The 13,397-nt window shown below is 58.2% G+C and carries 9 protein-coding genes and 2 pseudogenes; 10 read left to right on the top strand and 1 reads right to left on the bottom strand.

Translation table 11 applies throughout. The features are described 5' to 3' along the window. Nucleotides 1-238 precede the first annotated feature (238 nt). From FFS30_RS23275 to FFS30_RS23235, 9 genes are all read left to right on the top strand, one after another. Complete coding sequence (locus FFS30_RS23275) at nt 239-943, top strand: hypothetical protein (protein WP_137915606.1); 705 nt, start codon at nt 239-241, stop codon at nt 941-943. Beyond that, complete coding sequence (locus FFS30_RS23270; protein WP_137915605.1) at nt 916-2,529, top strand: glycosyltransferase family 2 protein; 1,614 nt, start codon at nt 916-918, stop codon at nt 2,527-2,529. Before FFS30_RS23275 ends, FFS30_RS23270 begins: the two co-directional genes overlap by 28 nt. Next, nucleotides 2,526-3,257 (top strand): nucleotidyltransferase family protein, encoded by a 732-nt coding sequence (locus FFS30_RS23265; RefSeq protein ID WP_137915604.1) that lies wholly within the window; start codon nt 2,526-2,528, stop codon nt 3,255-3,257. Before FFS30_RS23270 ends, FFS30_RS23265 begins: the two co-directional genes overlap by 4 nt. Continuing rightward, entirely contained in the window at nt 3,254-4,861 is a 1,608-nt protein-coding gene (locus tag FFS30_RS23260) for an SIS domain-containing protein (protein ID WP_137915603.1), read from the top strand. Before FFS30_RS23265 ends, FFS30_RS23260 begins: the two co-directional genes overlap by 4 nt. Continuing rightward, nucleotides 4,848-6,914 (top strand): radical SAM protein, encoded by a 2,067-nt coding sequence (locus tag FFS30_RS23255; RefSeq protein ID WP_137915602.1) that lies wholly within the window; start codon nt 4,848-4,850, stop codon nt 6,912-6,914. Before FFS30_RS23260 ends, FFS30_RS23255 begins: the two co-directional genes overlap by 14 nt. A gap of 10 nt (nt 6,915-6,924) precedes the next feature. Continuing rightward, the gene (locus FFS30_RS23250) at nt 6,925-8,079 is read left to right on the top strand and encodes a DegT/DnrJ/EryC1/StrS family aminotransferase (protein ID WP_171014827.1); all 1,155 of its coding nucleotides are present in this window, start codon (nt 6,925-6,927) and stop codon (nt 8,077-8,079) included. Nucleotides 8,080-8,166: 87 nt separating this feature from the next. Further along, complete coding sequence (locus FFS30_RS23245) at nt 8,167-8,811, top strand: site-specific DNA-methyltransferase (RefSeq protein ID WP_137915600.1); 645 nt, start codon at nt 8,167-8,169, stop codon at nt 8,809-8,811. A 41-nt stretch (nt 8,812-8,852) separates the two neighbouring features. Beyond that, complete coding sequence (locus FFS30_RS23240) at nt 8,853-10,361, top strand: glucoamylase family protein (protein WP_137915599.1); 1,509 nt, start codon at nt 8,853-8,855, stop codon at nt 10,359-10,361. Nucleotides 10,362-10,515: 154 nt separating this feature from the next. Then, nucleotides 10,516-12,729, top strand: coding sequence for a hypothetical protein (locus tag FFS30_RS23235; RefSeq protein ID WP_137915598.1), 2,214 nt, complete (start codon nt 10,516-10,518; stop codon nt 12,727-12,729). 128 nt (nt 12,730-12,857) lie between these two features. Here FFS30_RS23235 and FFS30_RS23230 read toward each other — a convergent pair. Next, nucleotides 12,858-12,941, bottom strand: a pseudogene (locus tag FFS30_RS23230) (integrase core domain-containing protein); the annotation flags it as partial. Nucleotides 12,942-12,982: 41 nt separating this feature from the next. Here FFS30_RS23230 and FFS30_RS23225 point away from each other — a divergent pair. Beyond that, nucleotides 12,983-13,240: pseudogene (locus tag FFS30_RS23225) on the top strand (transposase); the annotation flags it as partial. Between the last annotated feature and the right edge of the window lie 157 nt (nt 13,241-13,397).

The following is a 13,397-nucleotide window of genomic DNA, read 5'->3' as shown; positions in this document are numbered from 1 at the left end:
TGTTGGAGTAAAAAGTAATTGATAAGAAATCATGTAACCGTTTCCATTCGGTCATTTTCGCATGTGCGGCAACTTGGCAAGGATGCTGCTTCTTATTTGAATTGGATGGGTCCGGATCGAAGCTAAAGTCCCCTTGGTAGACCAATCAACCCGTTATCCGCATAGGAGACGCCCTCATTGAACTTTCCATCGATGAGTACTGCTACCCAATGAAATTGATGATTCATCAATGACCAGGATGCAAACGATCGAGGGCGACGGGGTCGGGGCAACGATACGGTTGCGGAAGGCCGCCTGCTTGATCGCCGCTCGCGAAAAGCAGATGGCACGACTCCAGGAGGAATTCCGGAAGCTCCTGATCCAGAGTGCCGAAATCACCGTGGATGGCCACGACCTCCCTGACATTGTCGAGACGATCGACGAGCCGGTGGAGGAAATGGAATTCGGTCAGCGAACCCACACGGTTTGGCACAAGTGGGTGACACTCGCCGCCGTGGCGGCGGTAGTGGCTCTCATTTTCGCCCCCTTCCCGCTATTCGTCTCAGGATTGGGGAAAGTACTCCCTTCGCGCAGCGCCGCCATTAATGCGCCATCGCCCGGCGCAGCGTCAGTGATACTGCTGGCCGTCGATGAAAGTCAGGCGATTGGCGTCAAGCCTGGCATGCCGGCGACTGTGCACTTCGGCGCGTTGCAGGGCCGTGCTTTCAAAGGGACTGTCGAAGGTGTGGGCGGAATGCCTGCGACTGAGCTTGCCGATGGCTCACGGATCGTACAGTCCTCAGATGCCGCCCAGACTGCGCCGGTAAATGCAGGCCGCGTGCATGTGCGCATCCGGCTCGACGAGCAGCCGCCCGAAAATGTTTACGGCACGGACGCGAACATGCAGATCTACTACGGACGATTCCAGATCGGCCAATGGATCGTGCGAACGCTGGCGGGATGATGAAATCCAGCCAAACACATCCTTGGTACCTGCGACCTTCTTTCTTCGTCGGACTCATGGTCGCGTGCGCCGCAGTGGCCACCGGCATGTTCGGCTACTTCTCGTGGCGTGTCACCGGTGGCAGCGTCGCACACGTGTTGCTCTGGCTTTGCCTGCTACCCCTGCTCTTCAACAATGCTTGGATGTTGTGGCACGGCGTGTATTACTGCTTTCTGCGGGACGGCGTCGTCTTCGCCGAGCAACCCCTGGCTAGGATCCCGAAGACGGCGATCATCTTTTTCGTCCGCAAGGAGTCGACGGGTCTCTTCGAACGTCTGGAATATTCGTACCGAAACAATTTTCTGCCGAACGTTCATCTGTGGATCGTGAGCGGCGAAGCGCCGGAGCGCTACATCAGGTACGAGCAAGACGTACTCAGCCGCCTGCGCGCGATCTTTGGTGACCGGCGCGTGCACTGGATGCACAGCGAGAATCCCGCGAACAAGAAACGCGAAATGATGGAGCTGTGGCTGGAGAAGTACGAAGGCGAGTACAAGTATTTCTTCGCCTGCGACGCCGACACGATGGTGCCCAAAAACACCCTGCTTCGGCTGCTGCGCAAGGCGGAGCATCCGGACAACCAAGACATCGGCTGCTTCCAGGCGAACACCCAGGTAGGCAGCGCGTGCACCTACTTCGCGGACAACAATCGCAACGCCGTCGCCATACTGATGGAGCTGTACCTGAAGGTCAGGCAGGTCGTATTCGGCGAAGTGCTGTCCTTCGGGCACAACTATTTGGGCGTGTGCTCCGTGATGAAGCACCTCAACATCCCTTCGGATGTGCTGAGCCACGATATCTGGGATACCGTCTACCTACGTCGGCGCGGATATCGCACCGTGTTCTGCCAGGACATCATCGCCTACGAGGAAAGCCCCTCGAACTATGTCGAAGAGCGGCGTCGCAACATCCGCTGGATGAAGGGCGATCTCGAAACATTCTTTCTCCTATTCGAGCGCGGCATTCCGCTCAGAACGCGATTCCTCGTCTATTTGAATCTGCATGCATATATCTCGTGCATCGGGCTGTTCGTGCTGTTCAACGTCATCACATTCACCGACCTCGGCGGTTACTCCCTCGCGGGTCGCGCCCTGATAACGCAGCTCCTGTTGGGCTTTGGGGTAATTGCCATCATTCTGGCGCATCGTCTCGTCATTGCGCGATGTTGGAATGACGTCAAGGAAATCTTTAAGGAAATCGTCGTCTCAACATTGGTCGCGGGAAACAACATTCTCTACGTCATGGTGGATCTGGTTCTGGTGATGACCAATCGCCAAGGCTGGAATCTGTGGGATGCGATGCTCAAGAATCCGCGGAAGGGCGTGTCGTGGCGGCAGGCTGCCGGCGCTTTGTGGCCCGGCACGGTCGTCGGGTTGTGTTGGATTGGCTGGCTGCTGGCGCACGGAGAGTTCTCCAAACTCGTCTGGAGCAGCCCGATCGTGCTTGCGTTCGCGCTCTCCATTCCGACGACCTACTTCACCTCCAAAGAGATGCCGTACCGCCGGGCGGGCAGCACCCTGTCCGTGGACAGGCAGCACCAACAATGAGCCACGAGACGCCCACGATCGCGGTAGTGCTGTGCGCGGGATTGGGCACTCGCCTGAAGGGCGTCAACGATGGGCCAAAAGCGATGGTCGACGTTTGCGGTTATCCGTTGCTGCATTACCAACTCCGGCAGCTTAAGCGCTGTGGAGTCCGCGACGCTTGGATCAATCTTCACGACCGTTCAGAGGTGATCATGAATCACTTCGGCAACGGCCGTGACTGGGGCATCCGGATTCGGTATTGGCACGAAAAGCATTTGCGCGGAACGGCGGGAGCGCTCTCGCCGATGCGACGGGAGCTCAAGTCGACCTTCCTCGTTGTCTACGGCGACGTGCTCCACCGACTCAATTATCGCCGCTTCTTGAAAGCGCACTACGCTCGAAGAGCAACCGCCACGCTGGGTGTTTACCGTGTGCCCGACCCGTGGAACTGCGGGGTCACCGAAATCGGCCGTAACGGCAAGATTGAAGGCTTCGTGGAAAAGCCGCAGAGAGAGGATTGCGGATCGCCTTGGGTGAACAGCGGCGTCTATGCCCTCGAGCCCGAGGTGCTCCGGTTTGTTCCGTCACACCGCCCGGCGGATTTTGGCCGCGACGTCTTCCCGCAGATGTTGAGCGCGGGAAAACATCTGCATGCCTATCGCGTCCGCTCAGCCATGGTCGATGTGGGAATTCCCGAGAAATACCGCATCGCGCAGACCCTCGCCGCGCAAGGTACTTGGCAGCCATGATCATCTCCAAAGCACCCGTGCGCGTCAGTTTCGGCGGAGGCGGCACCGACCTGCCTGCGTACTTTCGAGAGCACGGCGGCGCCGTGCTCAACGCCACCATCGCCAAGTACACCTACGCTGTGCTGTCCGGTTCCGACCGGCCGTCGATCGACATTCATTCGGCGGACTACAAACTCGATTATTGCTATGACGCGCACAACGTCGCGCAGACCGCGCACGTGCTCGACATACCAAAGACGGTGCTCCAGCGCTACAAAGCGTCCAACGGGCTTTCGTTGTCGCTCAGGTCAGACGTTCCCACGGGCTCGGGTCTGGGACTGTCCGGCGCTGTGACTGTAAACATGATCAACCTGCTCCGCGAGTACCGCGCTCAGGCGGCCTCGCCCGCCGAGATCGCCGAGGAGGCGACCCTGGTCGAGATGGATCTGCTTGGCCGTCCCATCGGCCTTCAGGATCAGTACGCGAGCGCGTTCGGCGGACTCAACTTCATGGAATTCTCCGCCGACGGTACGCGCGTCACCCCGGTGTCGTTGTCGGAATCCGTGCTGCGCGAGCTCGAGGCGAGCTGCATGCTCTTCTTCTTGAACCGCCAGCGCAATTCCACGCCCATCCTCGCCGAAGTGCGACAGTCCGTGCTTTCTCGCGATAGCGCGTCGGTGGAATTGATGCATCGGCAGAAGGAAACCGCGTACGCCATGCGCGATGCGCTGCTGGCCGGGGAGCTTCGGCAATTCGCCGAATTGCTGGACGTTAGTTGGAACTGGAAGAGAAGCCTCGCAGCCAGCATTTCCAATCCCGACATCGATCGTTGGTACGCGGCAGCCCGCGCCGCCGGAGCACTGGGCGGAAAAGTAGCTGGCGCAGGTGGCGGTGGCTTTCTTCTTCTTTACGCAGAACGGGACGCTCAGACCGACGTGCGACGTTCGCTCGCCGAGCTTGGTATACACCAGGAGTTGAAATTTCAATTCGAGCGTCGAGGTGTGCAAACCCTCATGAACCAAGAAAGCCAGACGAGCGCACCACTACGACCGGAGGGTTACCTGCTCGGGCTCGAGACCATCAGCCGACGGCTGGACCACGCCGCGATCGACCGAATCGCAGACGAGGTTTACGCGGCTCATCGCAACCGCAAAAAAATATTCTTCATGGGAAACGGTGGGAGCGCTGCGACGGCCTCGCACGCGAGCTGTGATTTTTCAAAGACAGCCATGGTCGCCGGCAAGCGCCCGATCAGAACGATGTGTCTGTCGGACAACGTCCCTGCGATGACGGCTTGGTCGAACGACGTCTCCTTCGAAGACGCGTTTTGCGGGCAGTTGCATCATTCGCTCGACCCGGGCGACGTTGTCATCGGAATTACGGGAAGCGGAAATTCCCGAAATGTAGTGAAGGCATTGGAATACGCCAAGACGCAAGGCGCTTTTACCATCGCGTTGGTAGGGTTCGACGGCGGTGAGGCGAAGAAGGTTGTCGACCTCGCATTGCACGTACCCAGTTCCAACTACCAGTTTATTGAAGATATCCACCTGGTCGCGGTGCACCTAATTACGTTAGTCCTCAGGGGCAAACTGCAAGTAGTCGGAGGCACGAATGAACAGCATTGATATGACACAGTGGTCGAGCGGAAACTCCGCAGCGGCAATTAGGTTTGCTGCCGCCTCGGCGTGGCAAACATGGGCAAGACCGGTACTGCCCGATGAGGCGCAGAGAGTCGCCGGCATGATTCGTGGTGAGGCGGTGCGCGGACTGGCTGCCTCATCGCCCGCGAACGAGGGGTATCCGGAAGCGTTCGTCGACGCCTTCTCCGAGGTCTGCGAACGCTGGACTCGGCTCAAGCGAAGTGAGCAGTTCACGGAGGAGACGCCATTGCTGACATGGCGCGGTGCGCCCCTGCCGATGGAATCATCCACCGCCGCTTGGTCCGAGCAGGTTCTGAACAAGTTCGGTGCAGCGACAGGCGTCAAGTTCACCGGTGTATCCTTCGAGCCTGGCTTTGCAGAGGGCTGCGCAGCCAAAAGCGATGGGGCGGACGGGTGGCATATATGTCTTGATCCCAACGCGGCCGGCCATGACACATGGTTGGGCTTGCGCATCGGTGCGGACCTGCAGATGCATCCCTGCCAGTCGTGGATGGGGGCGCTCCCTGCCCTGTTATCCGCCCTTGCCAAGCAGGCTTGGGAATTTCAGTTGTTCATGGGACTGCCGCCGTCGGCGCGTCGCAAGATACTGGAGCAGCTGACGCCCTCTTCTCCTCTCACCGAGCTGTACGCGCGCTGCGAGGAAAGCTCCTGGTGGGAAGCGCTGGCGTTGCTCTGCGAAATTTCTGTACGGCCCGGAGCGGGCCCCGCTGCGGAATCGGTTGCGGCGGACCTCGCCGCGTGGAGAAAAGAAGGCATCGTGCCTGAGGAGGCGGTACTAGGCCTGGTGCTGTACTGCCAATACGGGTTGAAGGATGCACTCGATGAGTACACCCAGAGAAAATGGATTTACCACCCGCAGCAGGTGATCGCGACGCTCGAAGGGAGACTCGAGGACGTCGTGCCCGTCACGGTGGACGTTGTGCCGACGCTTGAGTGTCCGCAGGATTGTTGCGGTTGTAGCAACGCGGATTGGCGCAAGACTAAAGAGGAACCGGGCTGGTTGAACAAGTCGCGGGAAGAACGAATGATGTCCGAACCCGTGATGAAAGCAATGCTCGAGAGAATCGCTGCGGCCGGAACCAAAGCAGTCGTCTTTACCGGTGGCGGCGAGCCTATGATGAACCGCAACACGGTAATCGGCGCGCAGCACGCGCGAAAGCTGGGTCTGGAGGTCGGGCTGTATACCGATGGCATCGTGATGAACAACATCGCGATCGACGCCCTCATCGATTGCCAAGTCACCTTTGTCCGCTACAGCATCAACGCAGGAAGCCCAGCCGCCCACGCCCGAGTCGGCGGTTACAAACCGAACGACAACAAGTTTCGCAGAGTCACTGAGGGACTTCGCCATCTGGCGGCGCGGAACCGCGCGTCCGGACACCACACGACGGTTGGCGTGTCGTTCATTGCCAGCGATCTGAACCTTGACGAGCTAGGCAAGCTGGGGCGTTGGCTTCGCGAACTCGAAGATGACCCGGAGACTCAGGGCGGCATCGACTATCTAACGATCAGGCCTATCCTCGCGCATCGATCGTATCGCGACGGAGAGCAGCTCGGCGCCGAGATCTTCGAAGAAGCCCATCGCCGCATCGAAGAGGAAGTCCGCCCAGCGCTTCGTGGAACCGGCATCAAAGTGATAGAAGTCGTCAGCCGGTTTACCAGTTCGCAGGACAAGGAAAGACCCTACAAGAAGTGTACTTCGACGCCCTGGTTCGGCGCGTCGGGACCCGACGGCTCGCTCTACCTGTGTGCGGAATCGTATTACGGCAACAAGCTCATTCAACTGGGCAACATGGCGAAGAATTCGGTATCGGAGATATTCCACAGCGACCAGGCACGCGATGTGATCACGAATATCAACTTCAAGAATTGCCCACCCGTCTGCAAGATGCATGAGCTCAACAAGTACTTCGAACTCCTCCTTCGAATGAGCGAGACGCAGCGGGAATGGGCGAAGAACTGGCTGTTAACATTGGGTCAGACCACGGAACCGCCGCCGCACGTTAACTTCATCTAAGGTCGCGATCGTGGAGGACAAGCGCATTCACATACCCGGAGCGAAGGCGTGCATTCCGGCGGAAGACATTGAAGGGATTCTGATCGACTACCGCGAGATCTTAGAAACTGGGCAACTGGCCTGGGGCAAACAAAACGATCGCCTCGAAGAGGACTTTGCATCCTCTATTGGTGTGCGCCACGCGGTCTCTGCGAACAGCGGCGCCAGCGCCTTGGAGCTCGCGCTTCGGGCGCTCGACGTACGCGGTCGGGAAGTGATCGTCCCGACCAATACCAACTATGCCTCGGCAGGTGCGGTCGTGCTTGCCGGCGGGACGCCCGTCTTCTGCGATACGGATGCCGGCACGCTATCTCCGCGCGTGGATCAGATCCGCGAGCGCATCTCGCCCAAGACTGCGGGAATCATGATCGTCCACCTGGGCGGGATAATCACTCCGGAATTACCTTCGATCTTGGCATTCGCCAAGCGCGAGGGCTATTTCCTCATTGAAGACGCATCGCACGCCCACTCCAGCACGCTGAACGGCGGTAAGGCAGGGACGTTTTCGGACGTTGCCGCATTCTCCATGTTTGCGACCAAGGTGATCACGATGGGGGAAGGCGGCTTTATCACGACCGATTCCGAAACGATTCGCGATCTGTGCAAATCGCTGCGCAACCAGGGGAAGAATCCTGGGAACAACGACGTGCATCACCTCATGGGCAGCACCTACCGCGTGACCGAATTCCAGGCGGTTCTCGGCATCTACCAACTCCGCCGCAATCGGGAGTTCCGCGAGCGCCGCCATCGGATCGCCCGGCGCTACGATCAGGCGCTCGCCTCAATGCCACACATCAGTGCGTTTCCTATCCCTGAAGGTGTGGAAAGTTCGTATTACAAGTACATCGCGTGGCTTGACCCTGAGGTCGACCGCGACCGATTGTGGGCACGCCTTCGCGAGCGCTACGACATTCATCTCACTGCCCTAATTTACCGGGTGCCCTGTCACAAACAGCCGGTGTTCCGCGATAGGGTGCCGCCGGGACCTGGCTTCCCAGAGGCCGAACGCTTCTGCGACAACCATCTGTGCTTGCCGATGTCGGCTGCAATGACGCCTCAAGAGCAGGACTACGTGATCGAGGCGCTGGGCGAGTTGCTGGCCAATGACCCCGACGTCCTACACTGAAGGAGAACACTCCTGATCCTCATCACCGACGACCGCGCACTCGACTATCGTGTATCGAAGGCCACGGTCCGCAAAGCATGCCCCGCCATGACTGCCTCGGAGTTGGCCAAATTCCGCGTTCCGGGGCAGATGAACAATCTCATTCTCGATCACATCTTCCGCCAGCACTCCCGACGCGGCGATCATGTGCTCGATCCGATGTGCAGCATCGGAACCACGTTGCACTGGGGTGCTAAGCACGGTCGCAAGGTCGACGGCCTGGAGTTGATTCCGAATCTCGTCGCCATCGGCCGCCTGCGTCTCGAGCAGCTCTTGCCAAGCAATCGCAACTGGCAGCTGGACAACGCCAACGCATTCACCGCGACGCTTCCGGCCGCTCACTACGATTTGGCTGTGTTCTCGCCGCCGCAAATCCGCATCAACCGCGGGCCCTACCCCGCCGGCAAGGATCAGGTGGGAAATTTCACGTACGCCACCCGGGCCCAGTACTGGCGGAAGATTCGCGCGCTGGTCGCACGCCTGGGGCCCGCGCTACGCCCCGAGGCACGATTCACGACGCTGAACGTGAACATGCGCCACAGCGACGGTTCGTTGTATCTGTTCCCGCACGACATGCATCAGGTGATGACGGACTGCAAATGGCGTCTGATCGAAGAAGTGATCGTTGAGAGACAGCATCACTTCAACGTCGACCGCATCAAGTACGAGTACTTGCGGACATACCAGAGGTAATCGTGTTCCTTACAACCTTGCCTACAGGGAGATCGAAACACATGATCCGCGCGCTCGGCACCCAACTATTTTTTGCGCTTATCGTTTTTTGTTCGGCAAACAGCGCTGCGTTTGCGAAGACCACACTTACATCCGGCTACGCGGCGCTGTCTAAGGAGCAGCAAGCTAAGCTCGACGAACTCGAGAAGCGCACCTTCGAGTGGTTTCGCGATGGGGCCAATCCCGAGAATGGTCAGGTGCCCGATCACTGGGCACCCGGCGTGGAAGCGCAGCCCCGGTTTTTTTCCTCGATCGCCTCAGCCGGTTTCGGTTTGACCGCATACGCGATCGGTGTCGAGCGTGGTTGGATGAAACGCGATGAAGCGGTCAAGCGCACGCTGGCGACGCTGCGCTTCTTTGCCACGGCCAAACAAAGTGAAGACAAAGATGCGAGCGGCGTACACGGCTTCTTCTATCACTTCCTCGATATGAAAACCGGTCAGCGCTACGAGAGCGCTCCATGGGTCGAGCTTTCTTCGGTAGATTCTGCCTGGTTGTTCTACGGCGTGCTTTTCGTGCAGTCCTATTACGACAAGAACTCGAAAGACGAAAAGGAAATCCGTCAGCTCGCCAACGATATTTACCGTCGCGCTGATTGGAAATGGTTTAGCGACGGCAACCCACTGCTGCAGGGTGGTTGGACGCCCGAGAACGGTTTTGATTACAACTATTACCGCGGTTTCAGCGAAGCGATTGGCCTCTACGTGCTTGCGCTCGGTTCGCCAACCTATGCGCTCGGTCCTGCAAGTTGGAAGCGCTGGACCCAACCCAACGACAAGATCTGGGGCGAGTTTCAAGGTCAGACCTATCTTGCCGGCAGCCAGATGTTCTGGCACCAGTACGCGTATAGCTGGATCGATTTTCGGGGCATCCAGGACGACTACATGCGCGGCAAGGGCATCGACTACTTTACCAATGCCCAACGCGCAGCACTCGCTCAACGCGAATACGCCATCCACAATCCGTTGCAGTGGAAAGATTACAGCGGAACTATTTGGGGTCTGACCGCGAGCAACGGTCCACGCGGGCACACACCCAAGGGCGAACCCGATCGCTACAAGAACGATCCCAAACCGTTCTACGGCTATACCGGAGTGCGTGGTGCGGGCTTAAGTCCTTCTGTCGACGACGGCACGATCGCGCCGACTGCTGCGGTTGCCTCGATCGCGTTCACACCGGATATCGTCGTGCCGACCATCGAACATATGCAGGTGGCCTACGGTGCGGATCTCTACGCGCAATACGGTTTTGTCAATGCATTCAACCCAAGCTTCACCTTCACTGATCGACCGCTGTATAGCGGCAAGGTCGTGCCCGACAAAGGTTGGTTCGATACGCTGTATCTCGGTATCGATCAGGGACCGAACCTGTTGATGCTCGAAAACTATCGCAGCGAATTCGTCTGGAATGTGATGCGCAAGAGTCCCTATATCCGCGAAGGATTGAAGAGGGCGGGATTCATCGGTGGCTGGCTCGATGAGGACAAACCTTCGCGAAGAGCTGAGAAATAAGAGCATATCGACTCTGCACGATACTCAATGACTCCGCTATCGCAGACATCGCGCATAAGCCGCACTTGTCGTGCGGACTACAAATTAATATCGAGCCTGCAAATACCTTGGCTTTGAATACGCGATGGCTCCATCAAGATCGATAAGAACCGCGTTGCTTTTTATCTTGATCGCCGGCGGCGCCCTCGCCTGCATCCTCACCGCGCTATGGCAACTGATCGTTGCAGGGGATCTTCACTACGAAGTCTCGCGGCCAGGGTTCCGTCAAGGCGGCATCGAAGCGATCATTGTTGTTCTGGCTTTCGCCGCGGCAGTGCAGCTGAGCGACCGCAAGTGGCGGCTGCTGATCTGTCTCGGACTTGCGGCATTGTATCTGCGCCGTCATGAGGTCGATGCGGCCGTCGTCGTCGATTTGCTCTACGTCGAATTCATACTTGCGCTGGGCGCATTTGCCACAAGACTTTGCGGTACGACGCCTTCGTTCAATATCGTCGGCTACCTGCGCAACTTCACGCTGGGTTTTTTGGTCTGGAGCGCGTGTGCCTGGATCGCGTCGGCGTTGGGCTGGGGAAGCTTGCGGGATTTGCGCATACTTTCGCTACTGCTGCTTATTCCGGCGCTCTACGCGCGCGCGCCACCATGGTGCGCATTCGTCGAAGCGCGCGTGCACGCGATGTCTAACAAAGAGAGATTTTGTGCAGGACTTCTGATCGCCTGGTTTCTCACCCTGTTCGCGCATAGCGCCACAGTATTCAGCTACGACGACGTGTGGTATGGCCTTCGCGGAGAGCGCGTCCTCGTAGGTGAAGGCTCTGTTTTTGTATCGCAAGGGCTTGTCGCAGCGATTCACTACTTCCCCAAAGTATACGAATTGTTTCTGCTTCCATTGAGCGGCCTTGGCAGCAGCAGCGTGCTCGCTGGGTTGTCTATCCTGATACTTGGCTTCCTGGCTGCGGCCGCGTATGAGCTGACGCGTTTGCTCGGGGTCGTAGACGTCCGCGCACGATTGCTCTGCATCGCCGTCGTCGTCAGCCTGCCGGCGATAGCCAATACGGCTCTCGATGTGAAAGGCGATCTTTTCTCCGGGTTTTTGCTCGTGCTCGCCTGGATCCACGCATCGGGTTTTCTCGCGACCCGTAACCGCGACTATTTGTTCTGGATGCTCGCGCTGTTGTGCTTGTCGACGCAGGCGAAATTGACTGCGGTCCCCTTCATTGGCGTATTTTTGCCTGCCGTCTGCCTTCTCGCCGTGTTCCGTCGCGGCCAAATCGTGGCAACAGGCCCGTCACCGGTGGCCGTCGTTGCCCTCGCACTCGCCATCATAGTGAGCGCATTAGCCACTGCACGGACCTGGATACTCGCAGGTGTACCCACCATCGGGCCGGATCCGTTGTTCAACCTGTGGCGTACCTTGGGCTTTGATCTGCTTTTCCCCGCGGGGACGATGCACTGGGTAATGCCGAAAGATTGGAGTGACGTCGGCCCGTTGGCTGTCGATATTTTGTTTCGTCCGCAGCTGACGGGACAATGGGGCAACTGGACCGGCAATGTTTGGCTCTGGATGGCGGCCTTGGTATTCGCACACGTTGCGCTGTACGCCAATACATCGGGAAATCAGCTCACACACACGCCGCAACAAATTTCGAAGGACGACTACGCAATTCGCGTGCCCGGCCTGAGTCTCATGGTGGCCGGCTTCGCAATCATGCTGTTCTGGGGTTTCAATCTTCCGGGAGCCAACGTTCGCGGAGGCAACGGGAACTACTTCATCGCGGGTGTTACCTCTGCCCTCCTGCTGACTTTCTCTGCTGCCTGGCTTCGCCTGCGTGGCCACAGACTGTTGCACACGGCCTTCATCATCGCATTGATGACCTTTTGTCTAAGCCAGGCGATGTGCAGCTTCCTTACAGGCGATTGGACACCGGGCACGCGGGCGTTAGATCTGGATTTCACACGCAGCCCACGTCAGCTTAGGCATAGCTCGAAGTCACTTTTCAAAGAGCAAGGGATATTCGCGATTGCCCAACACCTCGAAAGCTTGAACTACAACGCGCGAGTCGTCGGTTGCACCCGATTTTCCGACGTCATGGGTTATCGTCTGCCCGCACGATTCGAAGACATTGCACAAGTCACTAGGGGGCGTCCCGGAGAAGCCGACACGCTGGAGAACTTTTCTCATTTTCTTGTAAGAGACCGAATCGAGTATCTCATCGTTCCAATCACGGCGAACTCTGAAACCGACTGCGACGTCGGAGGCATACTGCTTGCCTTCGCCGCAAAATTGGACGGGAATGCACACATACCCACCCTGCGCGATGAAAGTTACGTGCTCTATGATATCCGCGCGTTGATTTCCGCCGAACATTGAGCCGGGATTTTCACGCAAAGTTGAGCCACCTTCGATGCCGCGGTGTGCCTCAGGTTTTCGCGGATCTTCAGGTTCTTGTATCGTTGTAGGCGTCGGTTGCGCCGGTCTTGATGCGGCACGCGCGCAACACGCAGTGAACCGTTGAATGACTCGATATACGCGTTGTCTGTCGGCTTGTCCGGACGAGAGAAGTCGAGGCTGACCTTGTTGACCTGACTTGGGAATCCCGGTCCAGAACGAAGAGATTTGGGCCATGCCGAAGAACCGTTTCAACGCGGAAGAGATGATCCACAAGCTGCGCGAAGCCGAAGTGCTCGCCGCCCAGGGGCGCACCGTTGACGACCTTGTCCGCCAATTGGGCGTGATTGTGCAAACCTACTATCGTTGGCGCAAGAAATACGGTGGCCTGAAAGTCGATCAGGCCAAGCGACTGAAGGATCTGGAACAAGAGAATGCGCGACTTAGGCGCGCGTTGTCCGATGCCGTGATCGACAATCAGATCCTGCGCGAGGTGACTGGATTGGTCCAGAACGAAAGTTGATTCAAGCGGCGATGGTCATGATGTGTGGAAGCGCTCTGGGTAGGATGTTCGCTCGCGTTGCGGTATCGAGATAGCGATCCAGATTGGTCAGGCCAGCAATGTATGCGGGCGGCGTTCTCTTGCTAAG

Origin of the sequence: Rudaea sp. 3F27F6 (genome assembly GCF_005503555.1) — a bacterium.
In the GTDB taxonomy this organism is placed as follows: domain Bacteria; phylum Pseudomonadota; class Gammaproteobacteria; order Xanthomonadales; family Rhodanobacteraceae; genus Rudaea.
Note: the sequence above shows the minus strand (reverse complement) of the source record. Positions and strands in the feature narration are given on the sequence as shown.